Genomic DNA, 18,258 nt, shown 5'->3' on the forward strand with positions numbered 1-18,258 from the left:
TTCCCGCGCGATGGGGGAGTCCTGGTGCGCTTGTCTAGGTGGCTAACGCCGCCCTGGTCAGGCGGCTTGGGCCTTGCGGTTGAGCACGTCGAGCAGTTGTTCCACGGCCTGGAAGCGCTCCTCTTCCTTTTCCATCGCCGCCTCGAAGCGCAAGGTATCGGCGCCGTCGAGCCGATAGCGCTGCGGCTCGGCCTGAATCAGCTTGACCAGCACCAGCGGATCGACCCGGGTCTGGCCGCCGAAGATCACCCGTCCGCGCTCGGTGCCGGCCTCGAGACGCACGATGCCCAGCCGCTCGGCGCGTTGACGCAGGCGGGTCTGGCGCATCAGGGTCTTGACCGGCGCCGGCAGCAGGCCGAAGCGGTCGATCATCTCCACCTGCAGCTCCTTGAGCTCGGCTTCGTCGGCGGCACTGGCGATGCGCTTGTACATTACCAGGCGCTGCTGCACGTCGGGCAGATAGTCGTCGGGAATCAGCGCCGGCAGGTTGAGGCTGACCTCGACCCCTTCGTTCAGCGGGGTTTCGATGTTGGGTGTCTTGCCGGCACGAATGGCGGCCACCGCGCGGTCGAGCATTTCCATGTAGAGGGTATAGCCGATGGCCTCCATCTGGCCGCTCTGCTCCTCGCCGAGCAGTTCGCCGGCGCCGCGGATCTCCATGTCGTGGCTGGCCAGGGTGAAGCCGGCGCCGAGGTCGTCGGCGGCAGCGATGGCCTCCAGGCGCTTGACGGCGTCCTTGGTCATGGCCCGTGGCGGTGGGGCGAGCAGGTAGGCGTAGGCCTGGTGATGGCTGCGGCCCACACGGCCGCGCAGCTGATGCAGCTGGGCCAGGCCGAACTTGTCGGCACGCTCGATGACGATGGTGTTGGCGCTGGGCACGTCGATGCCGGTCTCGATGATGGTGGAGCACACCAGCACGTTGTAGCGCTTGTGGTAGAAGTCCGACATGACGCGCTCCAGGGCGCGTTCGGGCAGTTGGCCATGGGCTACCGCCACGCGGGCCTCGGGAACCAGCGAGCGGATCGTCTCGGCGGCGGTTTCGATGGTCCTGACCTCGTTGTGCAGGTAGTAGACCTGGCCGCCGCGAAGGATCTCGCGCAGGATCGCTTCCTTGATGATCGACTCGTCACGCTGCTGGACGAAGGTCTTCACCGACAGGCGTCGGGCCGGGGGCGTGGCGATGATCGACAGATCGCGGATGCCGCTCATGGCCATGTTGAGCGTACGCGGTATCGGCGTGGCGGTGAGCGTGAGGATGTCGACCTCGGCACGCAGCTCCTTGAGCCGCTCCTTCTGAGCGACGCCGAAGCGGTGCTCCTCGTCGATGATCAGCAGCCCCATGTTGGGCAACTTCATCGATTTCGACAGCAGCTTGTGGGTGCCGATCACGATGTCGGCCTTGCCGCTCTCGATGCGCTCGAGTGCCTCCGCCTGACCCTTGCCCGCGGTGAAGCGCGAGATCAGCTCGATCTGTACCGCGGTATCGGCGAAACGGTCGCGGAAGTTCTCGTAGTGCTGGCGGGCGAGCAGGGTGGTGGGTACCAGCACCACCACCTGACGCCCCGAATGCACGGCGAGGAAGGCCGCACGCATGGCCACCTCGGTCTTGCCGAAGCCGACGTCGCCGCACACCACGCGATCCATCGGGCGAGGGGCGGTCATGTCGCCAATCACGGCAGCGATGGCGGCGCGCTGATCCGGGGTCTCCTCGAACGGGAAGGTGGCGGAGAAGCGGGCATACTCCTCGTCGGGCAGGGCGCAGGCGAAGCCTTCCCGGGCCTCGCGGCGGGCGTAGACGTCGAGCAGCTCGGCGGCGGTGTCGCGGATCTTCTCTGCCGCCTTGCGCCGCGCCTTGTCCCACTGCTCGGAGCCCAGCCGGTGCAGCGGGGCGAGCTCGTCGTCGGCACCGGCGTAGCGCGAGATCAGATGCAGGTTGTCCACCGGCACGTAGAGCTTGGCGCCGTCGGCGTACTCCAGCGCCACGAACTCCGCCGCCTGACCGCCGGCCTCGAGCCGCTCCAGGCCGCGGTAGCGGCCCACGCCGTGGGTCTGATGTACCACCGGAGCCCCCGGGCGCAGCTCGGCCAGATGGCGAATGGCCAGCTCGCCCATGTCGGTGGCCTTCTCGCGGCGACGACTCTGGCGTACCACGTCGCCGAACAGCTCCGTCTCGCTGATCACGGCAAGGTCGGGTTGCTCCAGCCACAGCCCGGCGCTGAGCTCGCCTTCGGTGACGGCCAGTCGCGCCGTGCTGTCTTGAAAGGCGTCGAAGCCGGCGACATGGGGCAGCGTCAGCTGCAGCGGGGCGAGCGTCTCTTCCAGGGCCTCGCGGCGGCCGCGTGACTCGGCGACGAACAGCACCCGGGTGTCGCCGTGCTCGGCGAGAAAGCGTTCGAGCGCCGCCAGCGGCTGCTTGGCGCGGGCGTTGACCGCCACTTGCGGCAGAGCCTGTGCGGCGCCTGGATGCACGTGCCGCCGTTCGGGGTCGTCGCTCAACTCGATGCGCGGGTGGCGCTTGATGGCGGCGAAGATCTCCGTGACCGGCACGAAGGCGCGATGGGGCGGCAGCAGCGGGCGGGTCGGGTCGACGCCGAGGTTTTCAAAGCGGCTCTCGATGGCGGCCCAGTGATGCTCGGCGGCGCTGAAGACGTCGGGCAGCAGGGCCACCCGGGTGCCCTCGGCCAGGTGCTCGAACAGGGTCGCCGTCTCTTCGAAGAACAGCGGCAGGTACTGCTCCAGGCCGGGCGAGGGGATGCCCTTCAAGGCGTCGACGTAGAGCGGGCACTGGCGCGGGTCGACGTCGAACAGCGTCTCGAAGCCCTCGCGGAAGCAAGCGATGGCGCTGCGCGACAGGGAGTATTCGTGAGCCGGCAGCAGCTCGACCCGCTCGACCTTGTCCTGGCTGCGCTGGGTGTCGGGATCGAAGCTGCGCAGGGTATCGACCTCGTCGTCGAACAGGTCGATGCGCAGCGGACTTTCGCTGCCCATGGGGTAGAGGTCGATCAAGGCGCCGCGCAGAGCGTACTCGCCGGGCTCGTAGACCGTCTCCACGGCCCGGTAGCCGGCCCGCGACAGGCTGTCGCGAAAGCCTTCGCGATCGAGCCGCATGCCCACCTCGAGGGTGAGCACCCGGCCGGCGATGTAGTCCACCGGCGGCAGGCGCTGCATGAGCGTGTTGATCGGTACCAGCACGATGCCGTGCTCGCCGTCCTGCAGCCGGCGCAGCGTGCGCAGGCGTTCCGAGACGATGTCCTGGTGCGGCGAGAAGCTGTCGTAGGGCAGCGTCTCCCAGTCGGGAAAGGGCAGCACCGGTACGCTGGCGTAGAAGCGCAGGTCGTCCTCGAGGCGCTGAGCGCTGGCGGTGTCCGGGGTCACCACCAGCAGCGGCTCATCGTCGGCCAGATGAGCCAGCGCCAGCGCCGCCGCGCTGCCGGGCGGCGTCTGCCAGTAGAGGGTTTCGCGGGTCCCGGCAGGGCGGGGCGGGTCGAGCAACGAGAATTTGGGCATGATGGTGTCGGGACGTATCGTCGTTCGTGTGTGCGGCCTTCGCGGCATTCGCCATGCCGAATGAAGCGGCGGCATGCAGTCGGTGTGGGATCATACCAGCCCGATGCGATGCTTGTAGTCAACCTGCGTTTTCTGTAATACCCCTACAGCGCCTGCGACCATCCTGCGATTGCCCCCCACGAACCCGGACGGGATAATGAATAGGAATTCCCGATTACCAGAGAGGCTTCACGTGAGTCAGCAACCCCTCGAGACCGTCTTCCAGGAATGGCACGACAATCAGGCGCTTGCCGAGCAAATGATCCCCCTGATCGGCAGTCTGTATCGTCACAACAACGTGGTCACCACCCTTTACGGGCGCTCGCTGTTCAACCGCTCGGTGATCCGTATCCTGAAGGACCACCGTTTCGTCAGGAAGGTTGAGGGCACCGAACTCTCGGTGCAGGACACCCTGCCGCTCGTCCAGGCCATGACCGAACTCAACCTGGGGCCGGCTCACGTCGACGTGGGCAAGCTGGGCGTGGCCTTCAAGAAGCGCGGCGGCGGTGACGCCAAGGCCTTCCTGCGCGAAGAGCTCGCCGAGATCGTCGATGCCCACGACCCCAATGGCAACAACGGTCGGTCCAAGGACGTGGTGCTCTACGGCTTCGGCCGCATCGGCCGTTTGCTGGCACGGGTGCTGGTGGAGAAGGCCGGCGGCGGCAACCTGCTGCGTCTGCGCGCCATCGTCGTGCGCGGCCGTGGCGACATCGCCAAGGACCTCGAGAAGCGTGCCAGCCTGCTGCGTCGCGACTCCGTCCACGGCCCCTTCGACGGCACCATCAGCGTCGACTACGAGGCGCGCACCATTACCGCCAACGGCAACGTCATCCAGGTGATCTACGCCGACAAGCCGAGCGACATCGACTATACCGCCTATGGCATCGACAACGCCGTGGTGGTCGACAACACCGGCATCTGGCGCGACGAGGCGGGCCTCGGTCAGCACCTGGAGTGCAAGGGCGTGTCCAAGGCGCTGCTCACCGCACCGGGCAAGGGCAACATCAAGAACATCGTGTTCGGCATCAACCACGGCGACATCGCCACGGACGACACCATCCTCTCGGCGGCATCCTGTACCACCAACGCCATCGTGCCGGTGCTCAAGGTACTCAACGACGAGTACGGCATCGAGACCGGTCACGTCGAGACGGTGCACGCCTACACCAACGACCAGAACCTGATCGACAACTACCACAAGGGCGATCGCCGCGGTCGCAGCGCGCCACTCAACATGGTGCTGACCGAGACCGGGGCCGCCAAGGCGGTAGCCAAGGCGCTGCCCGAACTCGGCGGCAAGCTGACCGGCAATGCCATTCGCGTGCCGATCCCCAACGTCTCCATGGCCATCCTCAACCTGACCCTGGGGCGCGAGACCGACGCCGAGGCGCTCAACGACTATCTGCGCCGCATGTCGATCGACTCCTCCTACCAGAAGCAGATCGACTACGTCGACTCGCCCGAGGTGGTGTCGTCGGACTTCGTCGGCAACCGCCATGCCGGTATCGTCGACGCCAAGGCGACCATCGCCAACGGCAGGCAGGCGGTGCTGTATGTCTGGTACGACAACGAGTTCGGCTACAGCTGCCAGGTGGTGCGCATCCTGCAGCACATCTCCAACGTGCATTTCCTCAAGCTGCCCCGAACTCAGGCTTGAACCAGGCGACTCGGAGCGGTACGACCATATTCCCGACCCGGCGGGTCGGGAATTTCTGACCTGAGTCACCTTCATTTCACGTCGGCCGGTGCCACCCAGGTGCCGGCCGGTGTCTTCGAGGCTGCTTGAACCTCTTGAAACGAGCGTCTTTCAACGCCTTTTGAACCCTTCTCGAGGCAGGCGCCGAGCGGCTTCGTTACCCCTTTTGCGACCTTAGGCCGTGTGGCCTTTGGTCGCGCTTGTCTTTATAATACCGGGGATTTTTTCGGGGTGGTCCGAAATGCCTTCGGGCCTGACTGGTAACGTACTGACTCAACAAGAATTCGAATCCATTCGAACCCCTTTCCTTCGCATTTCCGATCCATCAACTGGGCGAGACTATGATCGAAGTCAAGAAAGGCCTGGATCTCCCCATCATGGGGACGCCCGAGCCGCGCATCGAGGATGCGCGAGCCGTGCGTCACGTGGCTATCCTGGGCACCGACTACGTCGGCATGAAGCCGACCATGGAGGTCCGGGAAGGGGACAAGGTGAAACTGGGCCAACTCCTCTTCACCGACAAGAAGAACGAAGGCGTACGCTTCACGGCCCCGGCGGCCGGTGAAGTCATCGCCATCAATCGCGGCGAAAAGCGCAAGCTGCTCTCCGTGGTGATCAAGATCGACGAGAGCGAAGAAGCGGTCGAGTTCACGGCTCATGGCCGCAACGCACTCGAGAGCCTGGATCGCCAGGTCGTGGTCGATCAACTGGTCGAGTCGGGGCTGTGGACCGCGCTGCGCACGCGTCCCTTCTCGCGTACACCGGCCATCGACGGCGTGCCGGTCGACATCTTCGTCACCGCCATCGATACGCATCCGCTGAGCCCCAATCCCGCCGACATCATCAACGAGCAGCCCGAGGCGTTCGAGGATGGTCTCAAGGTGCTGGCGCGGCTGACCAATGGCAAGGTGTACCTGTGCACCGCGCCCAATGCGCCGATTCCCGGTGGCGACGTCAAGGGCGTGCAGGTCGAGACCTTCGCCGGTCCTCATCCGGCGGGCCTGGTCGGGACCCACATTCACTACCTGTCGCCGGTCGCGCTGCACAAGAAGGTGTGGCACATCGGTTACCAGGACGTGATCGCCTTCGGCAAGCTGTTCGTGGAAGGTCGGATCGAAACCAGCCGCGTGGTGGCAGTGGGCGGCCCGCGGGCCGAGAAGCCGCGACTGCTGCGTACGCGAGTCGGTGCCAGCACCGAGGAACTGTTGGCCGGTGAAATCCTCCAACCCGAGAGTACGCGGGTGATCTCCGGTTCGGTGTTCTCCGGATTCACAGCGGAAGGCGGGTTGCGCTATCTGGGCCGCTTCCACAACCAGGTGACCCTGCTCGAAGAGGGCAACAAGCGCGCCTTCATGGGCTGGCTCTCGCCGGGCGTCAATCGCCACTCGGTGCTGGGCATCTACCTGTCGAAGTTCAAGGGACTCTCCAACTACGCGCCCAATACCTCCACCAACGGCTCCGAGCGGGCCATGGTACCGGTAGGCGTCTACGAGGAGGTGATGCCGTTGGATATTCTGCCGACCCAGCTGCTGCGCTCGCTGATCGTCGGTGACATCGAGGTGGCCATGCAGCTCGGATGCCTGGAGCTGGACGAAGAGGACCTGGCGCTGTGCACCTACGTGTGCCCGGGCAAGTATGAATACGGTCCCATCCTGCGTGACAACCTCACCATGATCGAGAAAGAGGCCTGATGATGGGTATCCGACAGACACTCGACAATCTCGAACCGCATTTCCACAAGGGTGGCAAGTACGAGAAGTGGTATCCGCTCTACGAAGCGGTCGACACCATCTTCTATGCGCCGCCGAGCGTGACCAAGACCACGGCTCACGTGCGTGACGGCGTCGACCTGAAGCGCATCATGATCACCGTGTGGCTGTGTACCTTCCCGGCCATGTTCTTCGGCATGTGGAACGCCGGCTGGATGGCCAACATGGCGATCGCCGATGGTTATGCCTCCATGGGCGGCTGGCGCGAAGCGATTCTGATGACCCTGGCCGGTGGCCACAATCCGGACAGCCTGTGGGCCAACTTCGTGCTCGGTGCGACCTACTTCCTGCCCATCTACCTGGTGACCTTCGCGGTCGGCGGGTTCTGGGAAGTGGTCTTCGCCGTCAAGCGCGGCCATGAGGTCAACGAAGGCTTCTTCGTCACCTCCGTTCTCTATGCCCTGATCCTGCCGGCCACCATCCCGCTGTGGCAGGTGGCGCTCGGCATCACCTTCGGCGTGGTGATCGGCAAGGAGATCTTCGGCGGTACCGGCAAGAACTTCCTCAACCCGGCGCTGACCGGCCGTGCCTTCCTCTACTTCGCCTATCCGGCGCAGATCTCGGGTGACGCCGTGTGGGTGGCCGCCGATGGCTTCACCGGTGCGACTCCGCTGTCCATCGCCTTCCAGGAGAGCATGGCCGATCTGACCAGCCAGTACAGCTGGTGGGACGCCTTCATCGGCTTCGTGCCCGGCTCGGTAGGTGAGGTGTCGACGCTGGCGATATTCATCGGGGCGGCGGTGCTACTATGGACCAAGATAGCCTCGTGGCGAATCATGCTGGGTTGCTTCCTCGGCATGGTCGCGACCAGTGCGCTCTTCAACCTGATCGGCTCCGACACCAATCCGATGTTCGCCATGCCCTGGTACTGGCATCTGGTGATCGGCGGCTTCGCCTTCGGCATGGTGTTCATGGCCACCGATCCGGTATCGGCCTCCATGACCAACCAGGGACGACTCATCTTCGGTGTCCTGATCGGCATCATGACCGTGCTCATCCGTGTGGTGAACCCGGCATTCCCTGAAGGCATCATGCTGGCGATCCTGTTCGCCAACCTGTTTGCCCCGCTGATCGACCACTTCTTTGTTCAGGCCAACATCAAGCGCCGTATGCAGCGCACCGGTGTGCCGGCCGAGGAGACTGCCTGATGGCCCAGAGCAACAACTCCATCAAGAAGATTCTGACGGTGGCGTTCGCACTCTGCATCGTGTGTTCCGTCATCGTCTCCACCGCTGCGGTGGCGCTGCGTCCCATGCAGCAGCTCAACGTGGAACTCGACCGCAAGACCAACATCCTGCGCGTGGCCAATCTCCACGAGCCGGGCATCGACGTGGAAGCGGCCTTTGCCGAGATCACGCCGCGTGTGGTGGACATGCGTACCGGTGAGTACACCGACGAGTTCGATGCGGAGACCTTCGACCACTTCCAGGCGGCTCGCGATCCGGCTACCGGTCGTACCCTGTCGGGCGATCGCGACATCGCCGGCCTGACCCGCGTCGAGAACTTCGCTACCGTCTACCTGGTGGGTGACCCCGAAAACCCCGAGCAGATCATCCTGCCGATTCGCGGCCAGGGCCTGTGGGGGCTGATGCGGGGTTACATGTCCATCGAGGGCGACGGTAACACCATCGTCGGTATCACCTACTACGAGCACAGCGAAACGCCCGGACTCGGCGCCGAGGTCAACAACCCGCGCTGGCAGGCACAGTGGGAAGGCAAGCGCATCTTCGCCGACGAAGAGAGCGTGACCCCGGCCATTCGTGTGGCGCGCGGCAGCGGCACCGGCGATCACCAGGTGGACGGTCTGTCAGGTGCTACCCTGACCGCCAATGGTGTGACCAACATGCTGCAGTTCTGGCTGAGCCCGGAAGGCTTCGGTGAGTATCTGGCAAGATTCCGTACCGGAATCGAGCCGGAGGATGCTCAGGAAGCCGATGTCGAACTCGAAGCTGAAGCTTAAGGAGCGATCATGTCAGCCGTTACTCCCAAGAGCGTTCTCACGACGCCGCTGACGAGGAACAACCCCATCGCCCTGCAGGTGCTTGGCATCTGTTCGGCCCTGGCCGTGACCACCAGCATGAGCGTGTCGCTGGTCATGACCCTGGCGGTAATCTTCGTCTGTGCGTTCTCGAACCTGTTCGTCTCGCTGATTCGTCAGCACATTCCGTCGTCCATCCGCATCATCGTGCAGATGACCATCATCGCTTCGCTGGTCATCGTGGTGGATCAGGTACTCAAGGCCTTCGCCTACGAGATGTCCAAGCAGCTGTCGGTGTTCGTCGGCCTGATCATCACCAACTGTATCGTGATGGGTCGTGCCGAGGGCTTCGCCATGCAGAACACGCCGGGACTGTCGTTCCTGGACGGCATCGGCAACGGTCTGGGCTATGGCCTGATCCTGATGCTGGTCGGCTTCGTACGTGAACTGTTCGGCTCCGGCAGCGTGTTCGGCTTCACCGTGCTCGAGACGGTGCAGAACGGTGGCTGGTACGTGCCCAACGGTCTGCTGCTGCTGCCGCCGTCGGCGTTCTTCATCATAGGTCTGCTGATCTGGGCAATCCGCGGTATGCACCCGGAACAGGTCGAGGCCAACGAGTTCAAGATGAAGCACAACACCGAGCCGAAGGAGGCTGTGTAACATGGAGCACTATATTAGCCTTTTCGTCGCCTCGGTCTTCGTCGAGAACCTGGCCCTGGCGTTCTTCCTCGGCATGTGTACCTTCCTGGCCGTGTCCAAGAAGGTCTCGGCGGCCTTCGGTCTGGGCATTGCGGTCATCGTGGTACTGACCATCTCGGTGCCGGTCAACAACGTGATCTACAACGCGCTGCTGGCCGAAGGTGCGTTGACCTGGACCGGCATCGCCGGCGCCGAGAACATCGACCTGTCGTTCCTGGGTCTGCTCTCCTACATCGGCGTCATCGCCGCACTGGTGCAGATCCTCGAGATGTTCCTAGACAAGTACGTACCGGTGCTCTACAACGCGCTGGGTGTGTTCCTGCCGCTGATCACCGTGAACTGTGCCATCCTCGGTGGCGTGCTGTTCATGGTCGAGCGTAACTACGGCTTCGGCGAGTCCGTGGTCTACGGCCTCGGCTCGGGCGTGGGCTGGGCACTGGCGATCACCGCCCTGGCAGGTCTGCGCGAGAAGCTCAAGTACAGCGATGTGCCGGGTGGCCTGCAGGGCCTTGGCATCACCTTCATCACCGTGGGTCTGATGTCGCTGGGCTTCATGTCCTTCTCCGGCATCCAGCTCTGAGCCAGGGTGCGTCTCCGGCGATGCCAGGCATCGCCGGAGTGCAGGTTACTCACAGCAAATAGGAAACCGACATGGTTGGAACAACTGTCATCTTGCTCGGTGTGTTCATGTTCACCGCGGTCGTCATCGGCCTTGTCCTGGTGATCCTGGCCGCCCGTAGCAAGCTCGTGAGCACCGGGGACGTGACCATCGAAGTCAACGGCGACCCGGAGCACACCATTACTACCCAGGCCGGTGGCAAACTGCTCAACACGCTGGCGGCCAACGGTATCTTCCTGTCGTCCGCCTGCGGCGGCGGCGGCTCCTGTGCCCAGTGCAAGTGCCGCGTGGAAGAGGGTGGCGGCGCCATCCTGCCCACCGAGGAATCCCACTTCACCATGCGCGAGAAGAAGGAGGGCTGGCGCCTCTCCTGTCAGGTACCGGTGAAGCAGGACATGAAGGTCGAGGTTCCCGAAGAGGTCTTCGGCGTCAAGAAGTGGGAGTGCGAGGTCATCTCCAACCCCAACGTGGCGACCTTCATCAAGGAGCTCAACCTCAAGCTGCCCGAGGGCGAGAACGTCGACTTCCGTGCCGGCGGTTACGTTCAGCTGGTGGCGCCGCCCTACGACATCAAGTTCTCCGACTTCGATATCGAGGAGGAGTATCGTGGGGACTGGGAGAAGTTCGATCTGTTCAAGATCTCCCACAAGAACAACGAGGAAGTCATTCGCGCTTACTCCATGGCGAACTACCCCGAAGAGAAGGGCATCCTCAAGTTCAACATCCGTATCGCCACACCGCCTCCCGGCACCAACCATCCGCCGGGCCTGATGTCGACCTACGTCTTCAACCTGAAGCCGGGCGACAAGGTCACCGTGATGGGGCCCTTCGGCGAGTTCTTCGCCAAGGACACCGACGCCGAGATGGTGTTCGTCGGTGGCGGTGCGGGCATGGCCCCGATGCGTAGCCACATCTTCGACCAGCTCAAGCGCCTGCACTCCAAGCGCAAGATCTCCTTCTGGTACGGTGCGCGCTCCTGGCGCGAGACCTTCTACAACGAGGAGTACGACCAGCTGGCCGAGGAGTTCCCCAACTTCGAGTGGCATCTGGCACTGTCGGATCCGCTGCCCGAGGACAACTGGACCGGGCCGACAGGGTTCATCCACAACGTGCTGTACGAGAACTACCTCAAGGACCACCCGGCCCCCGAGGACTGCGAGTACTACATGTGTGGACCGCCCATGATGAACGCGTCGGTGATCAAGATGCTGCTCGATCTGGGTGTGGAACCCGAAAACATCCTGCTGGACGACTTTGGCGGATGATGCGGTTCGCCCACGGGCGACTCTCCGGGCTGGCCCTCTACGGGCCGGCCCTGTTCTTTCTCATGCTGTCATCCTTCCTGCTCAGTGCCTGCCGCCAACAGGTCGACGAGCAACTCTATCAGGGTACGGCTCTGGGAACGGGCTACCATATCACCCTCTATGCCGACCTCGGAGCGGGACAGGCCGCCGAGATCGAAGCCGGCATACAAGGTGAATTGGCAAATCTCGAAGCGCAGCGTGAGGTTCTGATCAGAGCCAGCGTTGCCGCATTCGCGCCGTTCTGGGTGGCGCCTTCAGTGGCGCTGCAACATGAGGTGGATCGCCGCTTCCATGCGCTAGCCGTCGACCGTCTGACGCTGTGGCTCGGTCACCACGCCATTGCTCCTGCCGCCGTGCTGGTCGAGGTTGGCGGGGTAATGCGGGGTTTGGGCACGCCACCCGCCGGTGCCTGGCGTCTTTCGCTGGAGCAGCCCGGCCTGCCAGGGCCTGAAGGCGCGCGTCATGTGCGCCTGCAGGACGCCGCGCTGGTGCATCGCTTCGTGCAGCAGGAGGCCGCCGCTCCCCTCGTCACTCCGGCGACGCCGCTTTCCGTGAGCGTCATCGCAGCGGATGCCGGCACGGCCATGCGAGAAGCCAGTCTGCTGATCCACGCCGGGCCCGAAGAGGCCATACGGCTGGCCGATGAGCTGGATAGCGCGGCCAAGGTTGTTGTCAAGAGACCACAGGGCATTGAAATTCATCACACCGCGGCGCTCGAGCCTTGGCTCGTCCGTTAGCCGCCAGGAGCTACCCTATGAGTACTTTTCTCGTCGTTCTGGGCTTCATGCTGTTGATCATGGCCGCCATGGCCATCGGTGTGATTCTGGGGCGCAAGCCCATCGCCGGCTCCTGCGGCGGCCTCAACAGGCTGGGTCTCAAGGAGGGGTGCGACATCTGCGGCGGCAAGGATGAAGTCTGCGAGGAGGAGAACCGCAAGCGCAAGGGGCAGGCCAGTGCCCGCCGCAGGAGCGATGAGAGTCGCGGCGCTGATCTCGGCTACGATGCCACTCGCCGTTGAGCCGCTACGTGCCGCTCACCACATGGCGTCGAGTCATAGCGACAGGTGAAAGCCGGCACCCGACATCAACAAGGGAAAGGAGATGCAAGAGCCCATGGCAGTCCATAACTACGACGTGGTGGTGATCGGTACCGGACCGGCCGGCGAGAGTGCCGCCATCAATGCAGCCAAGCACGGCAAGCGGGTTGCGGTCGTGGAGAAGCAGCCCGTTCTCGGGGGCAACTGCACCCATTGGGGCACGATACCCTCCAAGGCGCTTCGCCATCAGGTCAAGCAGATCATGCAGTTCAATACCAACCGCATGTTCCGCGATATCGGCGAGCCACGCTGGTTCTCCTTTCCCAAGGTCATGGAGCGCTCGCGTATGACCATCGACCAACAGGTCGAGATGCGCACCAAGTTCTATGCCCGCAACCGTATCGATCTCTACAGCGGCGTGGCGCGCTTCAAGGACGAGCATACCCTGCTCGTTCGCGACCGCCAGGAGGCGCTGGAAGAGCTGGTGGCGCAGAAGATCATCATCGCCACCGGCTCGCGCCCCTATCGCCCGGCCGACATCAATTTCCGCCATCCCCGCATCTACGATTCCGATACCATACTTAGCCTCTCGCATACGCCGCGTACGCTGGTGATCTTCGGTGCCGGTGTGATCGGCTGCGAGTATGCCTCCATCTTCTCGGGGCTGGGCGTCAAGGTCGACCTGATCAACAACCGCGACCGGCTGCTCTCCTTCCTCGATGACGAGATCTCCGATGCGCTCTCCTACCATCTACGCAAGCATGGCGTGCTCATCCGCCACAACGAGGAGTACGAGCGCGTCGAAGGGGACGAGTCCGGCGTCGTGGTCTATTTGAAGTCGGGCAAGAAGCTGCGTGCCGATGCCTTCCTGTGGGCCAACGGGCGTACCGGCAATACCGACGAGCTGGGGCTCGAGAACATCGGCCTGGAGGCCAACGGGCGCGGTCAGCTGCAGGTGGATGACCACTACCGCACCGCCATTCCGCACATCTATGCCGCCGGCGACGTGATCGGCTGGCCCAGCCTGGCCAGTGCCGCCTACGACCAGGGGCTAAATGCCTGCGACGAACTGCTCGAACGGGACTACCGCTTCGTCAATGAGGTGCCGACGGGTATCTATACCATTCCCGAGATCAGCTCCTTCGGCAGAACCGAGCGTGAACTGACCGAGGCCAAGGTGCCCTATGAGGTGGCCCAGGCCTTCTTCAAGGATACCGCACGGGCTCAGATCACCGGCGACACGGTGGGCATGCTGAAGATCCTCTTCCATCAGGACACGCTGGAGATCTACGGTATCCACTGCTTCGGTGACCAGGCTTCCGAGATCGTGCACATCGGCCAGGCCGTGATGCAGCAGAAAGGCGAGGCCAACACCCTGAAGTACTTCGTCAACACCACGTTCAACTACCCGACCATGGCGGAAGCGTACCGGGTCGCGGCGCAGAACGGGCTGAATCGGGTTTTCTGAGTTTCTACCCTCTGGCCCATACCACCTTACGAGATTACTAATTCGCGCCGGTTGAAAAGACCGGCGCTTTTTTGTGCCTACATGTCGTACTTGCGCAATCCTTTTTGCCCTTTTAACGGCTCTTCTCCTGGCTCCTTGTTCACCGAAACTTCGGTGAAGATGAACGAGGCATCCCTCTCCGGCATAGCCGCATGATGACGAAAAAGCATGAGAAAAATGATATACGCAGCCGCGAGCAAGCTATGTGATCTTATGTATCTGAAAGAATTGTTCAAGGATAGCGGCCGTTCTGGTCGGCAGAACGCTGCCAGCGCAAGACGATACGGCAAATACAAGGCAAGGAGAATGCCTGATGACTCCCGGGCGGTAGCGTGTCAAGGAGATGAAAGGAAACGGGCCTGATCGCGGCTACCAAGGAGCACAAGGTCATGCACAGCCAGTTATTGTCGTGACCACTGGAGACACTCATGCCGTCTACTGATAGCCCTTTATTCACCGTGGTGGTGCCGGTTTACAACAAGCGGAAATACCTCGAAGAAGCGTTTGGCTCCCTGTTTTCGCAAACTTTCAAGAATTTCGAGATCGTCGTCGTAGATGACGGGTCGACCGACGGCTCGATGGAGCTATTGGAGCAGTACCAGGCGCTGGGAAAGATTCGTTTATACCGTCGTCAACAGCCTGGCCCCGGTGGCTACGCGGCTAGGAACCATGGCGCACGCCTGGCAAGGGGTAAATGGCTGCTGTTCCAGGATGCCGATGACTGCTGTTCATCCGATCACTTGGCACAATTTCATCAGAGCATTCAACGTACCCAGGGCAAGGCGATCAAGTTATATGTGAATGCCTACGCCAAGTTGCGCGGCGACAGAGTCGAGCCTGCCGTGGCTTATCCGTATGATGGCGAAATCACCCGGCGGCAAGGTCTCGAACTATTCTCCCGCTCCGATTACATCCATATGAATGGGGCCTGTATCGATAGAGAGCTGTTTCTCGAGAGCGGTGGCTTCCCGGCTGGGGTGTATAGAAGGGGCGGCGATGTCTATTACTGGATCAGAATGCTGGCAACCTTGGAAAAATCGCATTACAACCGAAAGGTTACCAGCCAGTGGAAGATCGATCATTGCGGCATCAGCAATGACATCAAGAACCTTGCACATGTCCATCCAGCCAGGGACGCCTTGTCTGCACTTCAGACGAAGTTGTCCTGGCGCGAGGCATACTACGCGAGAAAGGCAATCAATCGAAAGCTGGTCTCCTGGAGCGTAGAGAAACGGATGCATGGCATGGGCGTGGCGGAGGATATCGGCAGCCTCTACCTGAGCGCGCTTTCCGTCAAGCAGCTGCTGCACTGCCTGATGCTGCTGCTGCCCAGAAACATATTTCAGAATTTTCGTTTGCTGGTAGCCAATCACCAATAAAGGCTCACTCGCATGGCGACGCTTCCATTGATGAAGAGAGGCTTGGCAGCAGTCGTGTGCTTGCCGTTGATCGCTCTCTCCTTTCTCGTCAAGAAAAATGATTCCATATGGGTTTTCGGTGCCTGGAATGGAAGGCAGTATTCTGACAATCCGCGATATCTTTACGAGGCGGTGGGTGCGACCGACAGTTCCATTACGCCAGTCTGGATATCGAAATCGCCCGAGATAGTGACAGCACTCAAGGCGCAAGGTTGCCAGGCTCACCACTGGCTGTCGCCATTGGGAATCTATTATTCCCTGCGTGCCGGAGTTGCCGTGGTCAGTCATTCGGCAGACGATATCAACCCCTTCGCCTCATACCGCAGCAAGCTGTTCAAGATTACCCACGGCACGCCGATGAAACGCATGGGGCGGGATAACCTTTCGGTTCACCCGGAGCGCAGGTCGAGAAGGATTTACGAAAGGGTCAGGGCCTTTACGCCGCAGCGAAAGGCACCGATTGCGGCCTTCGTCTCCTCCGAGGTCTCGAAGGCCCGTTTCGAGAGCGCGTATCGCGGCAGCGATATCGCCGTCGTCAATTCAGGCTATCCGCGCTGGAAAGGTATAACGGACAATAGTGGCGTGCTGTGGCGTATCGTCGAGAATGAACTGAAGAGCGCTCCTGTCGGCGCTTATGAAAAGATCATTCTCTATGCGCCCACGCGACGAGCCGATAGTACTTTCCGACTGAGTATCGATGAGGATTTCGTAGCGTTCGTTCGCTATGCCAATGCAGACAAGTACGTCGTCGTGCTCAGACCCCATCCCTCCTTGTCGCTGGCAATGAATGAAGACGTCAGCCGTCAGCTGTCGGAACTGGGCTTTCTGGAGGTCGACTGTCAGCGGCTCAATGACATCAACTCTGCTCTGCAGGATGTCGATGTCCTCGTGACGGACTACTCCAGTGTGATCTACGACTACTGCATCCTCGCGCGTCCCGCCTTTCTCTATGCGCCAGACCTGGACGACTACATCACCAGCGATACGGGGCTGTATGAGGCCTACGGCGAGTCGGAGCCCGCCCTGAAGGTCGAGTGCCTGCAAGAGGTGCTCGATCCGGCGCTGCAGCAGGAAGCCCTGAGTCGAACCCTGGCGTTCAAGGAGATGCACTGCGGCGGTGATGCGATGGCGGCGTGTGCCGCCATCGTACGGACGATAAGGGGAAGGACGCGACGGTCGGTCGGCATCGAGGAGGTCGCATGAGCATCGGCGTGCTTCATCACACCATGTCCCGGACGGGGCGCATCGTGGTGATCGCCGGCATCGATGGCGCAGGCAAGTCGACGGTGGTGGCAAGCCTGGCGGCCCGTCTCGAGACGACGCAGCGAGTGGCACGGGTCAGCGGTGGCAAACCGCAAGCCGCCTGGCTGGAAAGGCTGCGCCTCGGGCTGCGCAGGGCGTCGCCCGAAGACGGCATGGGGCGCAGCCAATCGAGGCCCAGGACACGCATCATTCGCGATGCGCTCCCCGGGCTTGTGCTTGCGCTGCTGCGCTGGCGGCTGTCCCGTCGTGCTCGCCGGCTTGCTCTCGCCGGCGTCACGGTGGTGGCGGATCGTTGGCCGACGCTCGAACACGGCAAGATGGACGGGCCGAAGATCGCCCGCGACCAGCCGGGCCTTAACGGCGCCATTCTGCGCCTGCTGGCCCGCTGGGAGCTTGCCCTCTATCGGCGCATCGAGCCGGCCGACATTGCCTTCTTTCTCGTCGTGGACGAGTCGACTGCCATCCAGCGCAACGCCGAGCGGGTGAAGGCCGGCAAGGAGAGTGCCGAGGACATCAAGCGGCGCTATCGGGAGAATCTCGCCTACCGACCGATAGCGCAGCGGTTCGAGCGCATCGACAACTCGGGAACCCTGGCCGAGGTTCTTGCGCTACTCGAGCGCAACCTGGAGCCGGGGCGATGAATACGGCGCCTTATGTCGAGGCGTTCGGCTGCCCCGCCGTGGGCAAGAGCTACGTGACCGAGCGCTTGCTGGGACTTGCGGAGCTGCGCGATGCCGGTGTCCAGAGCGAACTCTTCTCGATATCCCGCGCCCGGCGACTGTCGCGCATGGCAACGAAGCTGCGGCTCGTCGTCGGCGCTGTGCCGCTGCTGGGAGCGCATTGGGGACGCTTCTGCGCTCTCGTGCGGTGCACGCCATGGTCGAGCGCGCCGGCGGCCGGCCGTGCCTTGCTGAACTGGCTGCAGTTGCTCTCCATGGTGCAACGCCTGCACCGACAGGGCAGGCCGATTCTGCTCTGTCAGGGCATCTTTCAGGCGGTCTGGTCGCTGCGCTATCGCGCCAGGCCGGATGCTGGTCCCGCTTTTCCCATGCAGCAGTGGGTTTCGCTGACGCTGGCACTGCTGCCGCCGTGCCCGATCGTCGTCTTGCACGTGGTGGCCGAGCGCGAGGTGATCCAGCGCCGGCAGCACGACAGGGTGGGCGGTCAGAGCGTGATCGACAGGAGCCGAGACGCTCGGAACGACTCGGTCGTGATCGCCGAGGAGGTGCTCGCCGTCATCGCCGCCCTGGAGGCGTCAGGCCGCGTGAGGGTGGTCACCTTCGACAACACCGTGGCGGAGCCTGGCCACCGTAGCCTGAGCGCCCTGGCGCGTGCCCTGGGGCTGGCGGGCTCGACGCAGGCCATGGCGCCGAGGGCCGCTCACGGCTTCAGCCAAGCCCCGTGATGCGAGGCGACGGGCTCG

The 18,258-nt window shown here is 62.9% G+C and carries 15 protein-coding genes; 14 read left to right on the top strand and 1 reads right to left on the bottom strand.

The window, feature by feature from the left end:
- Positions 1 to 57: 57 nt before the first annotated feature.
- On the bottom strand, positions 58 to 3,507 hold the full coding sequence (gene mfd / locus C4S71_RS03455; protein WP_103968213.1) for a transcription-repair coupling factor: 3,450 nt from the start codon (positions 3,505 to 3,507) through the stop codon (positions 58 to 60).
- Between the two features lie 232 nt (positions 3,508 to 3,739).
- Here mfd and C4S71_RS03460 point away from each other — a divergent pair, with 232 nt between their 5' ends.
- The 14 genes from C4S71_RS03460 to C4S71_RS03525 all read left to right on the top strand — a co-directional run bounded on the left by C4S71_RS03460 (position 3,740) and on the right by C4S71_RS03525 (position 18,240).
- The gene (locus C4S71_RS03460; protein ID WP_103968214.1) at positions 3,740 to 5,203 is read left to right on the top strand and encodes a glyceraldehyde-3-phosphate dehydrogenase; all 1,464 of its coding nucleotides are present in this window, start codon (positions 3,740 to 3,742) and stop codon (positions 5,201 to 5,203) included.
- A 380-nt stretch (positions 5,204 to 5,583) separates the two neighbouring features.
- The gene (locus C4S71_RS03465; RefSeq protein WP_103968215.1) at positions 5,584 to 6,933 is read left to right on the top strand and encodes a Na(+)-translocating NADH-quinone reductase subunit A; all 1,350 of its coding nucleotides are present in this window, start codon (positions 5,584 to 5,586) and stop codon (positions 6,931 to 6,933) included.
- A complete protein-coding gene (locus C4S71_RS03470; RefSeq protein WP_086508717.1) occupies positions 6,933 to 8,159 on the top strand; it encodes an NADH:ubiquinone reductase (Na(+)-transporting) subunit B in 1,227 nt (408 codons plus the stop codon). The genes C4S71_RS03465 and C4S71_RS03470 overlap by 1 nt, the downstream gene beginning before the upstream one ends.
- The gene (locus tag C4S71_RS03475; protein ID WP_103968216.1) at positions 8,159 to 8,971 is read left to right on the top strand and encodes a Na(+)-translocating NADH-quinone reductase subunit C; all 813 of its coding nucleotides are present in this window, start codon (positions 8,159 to 8,161) and stop codon (positions 8,969 to 8,971) included. The genes C4S71_RS03470 and C4S71_RS03475 overlap by 1 nt, the downstream gene beginning before the upstream one ends.
- Positions 8,972 to 8,980: 9 nt before the next feature.
- Entirely contained in the window at positions 8,981 to 9,649 is a 669-nt protein-coding gene (locus tag C4S71_RS03480; RefSeq protein WP_010629073.1) for an NADH:ubiquinone reductase (Na(+)-transporting) subunit D, read from the top strand.
- 1 nt (position 9,650) lies between these two features.
- Positions 9,651 to 10,268, top strand: a complete 618-nt coding sequence (gene nqrE / locus C4S71_RS03485; RefSeq protein ID WP_010629072.1) for an NADH:ubiquinone reductase (Na(+)-transporting) subunit E — start codon at positions 9,651 to 9,653, stop codon at positions 10,266 to 10,268.
- A 71-nt stretch (positions 10,269 to 10,339) separates the two neighbouring features.
- The gene (nqrF, locus tag C4S71_RS03490) at positions 10,340 to 11,572 is read left to right on the top strand and encodes an NADH:ubiquinone reductase (Na(+)-transporting) subunit F (RefSeq protein WP_086508719.1); all 1,233 of its coding nucleotides are present in this window, start codon (positions 10,340 to 10,342) and stop codon (positions 11,570 to 11,572) included.
- A complete protein-coding gene (locus tag C4S71_RS03495; RefSeq protein WP_103968217.1) occupies positions 11,569 to 12,348 on the top strand; it encodes a hypothetical protein in 780 nt (259 codons plus the stop codon). The genes nqrF and C4S71_RS03495 overlap by 4 nt, the downstream gene beginning before the upstream one ends.
- Positions 12,349 to 12,365: 17 nt before the next feature.
- Entirely contained in the window at positions 12,366 to 12,629 is a 264-nt protein-coding gene (nqrM, locus tag C4S71_RS03500; protein WP_086508721.1) for a (Na+)-NQR maturation NqrM, read from the top strand.
- Positions 12,630 to 12,723: 94 nt separating this feature from the next.
- On the top strand, positions 12,724 to 14,115 hold the full coding sequence (sthA, locus tag C4S71_RS03505) for a Si-specific NAD(P)(+) transhydrogenase (protein ID WP_086508722.1): 1,392 nt from the start codon (positions 12,724 to 12,726) through the stop codon (positions 14,113 to 14,115).
- 467 nt (positions 14,116 to 14,582) lie between these two features.
- On the top strand, positions 14,583 to 15,533 hold the full coding sequence (locus C4S71_RS03510; RefSeq protein WP_103968218.1) for a glycosyltransferase family A protein: 951 nt from the start codon (positions 14,583 to 14,585) through the stop codon (positions 15,531 to 15,533).
- Between the two features lie 12 nt (positions 15,534 to 15,545).
- Positions 15,546 to 16,775 (top strand): CDP-glycerol glycerophosphotransferase family protein, encoded by a 1,230-nt coding sequence (locus C4S71_RS03515; RefSeq protein ID WP_103968219.1) that lies wholly within the window; start codon positions 15,546 to 15,548, stop codon positions 16,773 to 16,775.
- Positions 16,772 to 17,476 carry a hypothetical protein gene (locus tag C4S71_RS03520; protein ID WP_103968220.1) on the top strand — a complete coding sequence of 235 codons (705 nt, stop codon included), beginning with the start codon at positions 16,772 to 16,774 and terminating at the stop codon, positions 17,474 to 17,476. The genes C4S71_RS03515 and C4S71_RS03520 overlap by 4 nt, the downstream gene beginning before the upstream one ends.
- Positions 17,473 to 18,240, top strand: coding sequence for a hypothetical protein (locus C4S71_RS03525; protein WP_103968221.1), 768 nt, complete (start codon positions 17,473 to 17,475; stop codon positions 18,238 to 18,240). The genes C4S71_RS03520 and C4S71_RS03525 overlap by 4 nt, the downstream gene beginning before the upstream one ends.
- Positions 18,241 to 18,258 lie beyond the last annotated feature (18 nt).

Origin of the sequence: Billgrantia desiderata (genome assembly GCF_900108215.1) — a bacterium.
GTDB lineage: Bacteria > Pseudomonadota > Gammaproteobacteria > Pseudomonadales > Halomonadaceae > Halomonas > Halomonas desiderata.

Bases quoted from the DNA above. Each gene is read 5' to 3' on its own strand.
- mfd (WP_103968213.1), bottom strand. From the start codon at position 3,507: ATGCCCAAATTCTCGTTGCTCGACCCGCCCCGCCCTGCCGGGACCCGC.
- C4S71_RS03465 (WP_103968215.1), top strand. From the start codon at position 5,584: ATGATCGAAGTCAAGAAAGGCCTGGATCTCCCCATCATGGGGACGCCC.
- C4S71_RS03470 (WP_086508717.1), top strand. From the start codon at position 6,933: ATGATGGGTATCCGACAGACACTCGACAATCTCGAACCGCATTTCCAC.
- C4S71_RS03475 (WP_103968216.1), top strand. From the start codon at position 8,159: ATGGCCCAGAGCAACAACTCCATCAAGAAGATTCTGACGGTGGCGTTC.
- C4S71_RS03480 (WP_010629073.1), top strand. From the start codon at position 8,981: ATGTCAGCCGTTACTCCCAAGAGCGTTCTCACGACGCCGCTGACGAGG.
- nqrE (WP_010629072.1), top strand. From the start codon at position 9,651: ATGGAGCACTATATTAGCCTTTTCGTCGCCTCGGTCTTCGTCGAGAAC.
- nqrF (WP_086508719.1), top strand. From the start codon at position 10,340: ATGGTTGGAACAACTGTCATCTTGCTCGGTGTGTTCATGTTCACCGCG.
- C4S71_RS03495 (WP_103968217.1), top strand. From the start codon at position 11,569: ATGATGCGGTTCGCCCACGGGCGACTCTCCGGGCTGGCCCTCTACGGG.
- nqrM (WP_086508721.1), top strand. From the start codon at position 12,366: ATGAGTACTTTTCTCGTCGTTCTGGGCTTCATGCTGTTGATCATGGCC.
- sthA (WP_086508722.1), top strand. From the start codon at position 12,724: ATGGCAGTCCATAACTACGACGTGGTGGTGATCGGTACCGGACCGGCC.
- C4S71_RS03510 (WP_103968218.1), top strand. From the start codon at position 14,583: ATGCCGTCTACTGATAGCCCTTTATTCACCGTGGTGGTGCCGGTTTAC.
- C4S71_RS03515 (WP_103968219.1), top strand. From the start codon at position 15,546: ATGGCGACGCTTCCATTGATGAAGAGAGGCTTGGCAGCAGTCGTGTGC.
- C4S71_RS03520 (WP_103968220.1), top strand. From the start codon at position 16,772: ATGAGCATCGGCGTGCTTCATCACACCATGTCCCGGACGGGGCGCATC.
- C4S71_RS03525 (WP_103968221.1), top strand. From the start codon at position 17,473: ATGAATACGGCGCCTTATGTCGAGGCGTTCGGCTGCCCCGCCGTGGGC.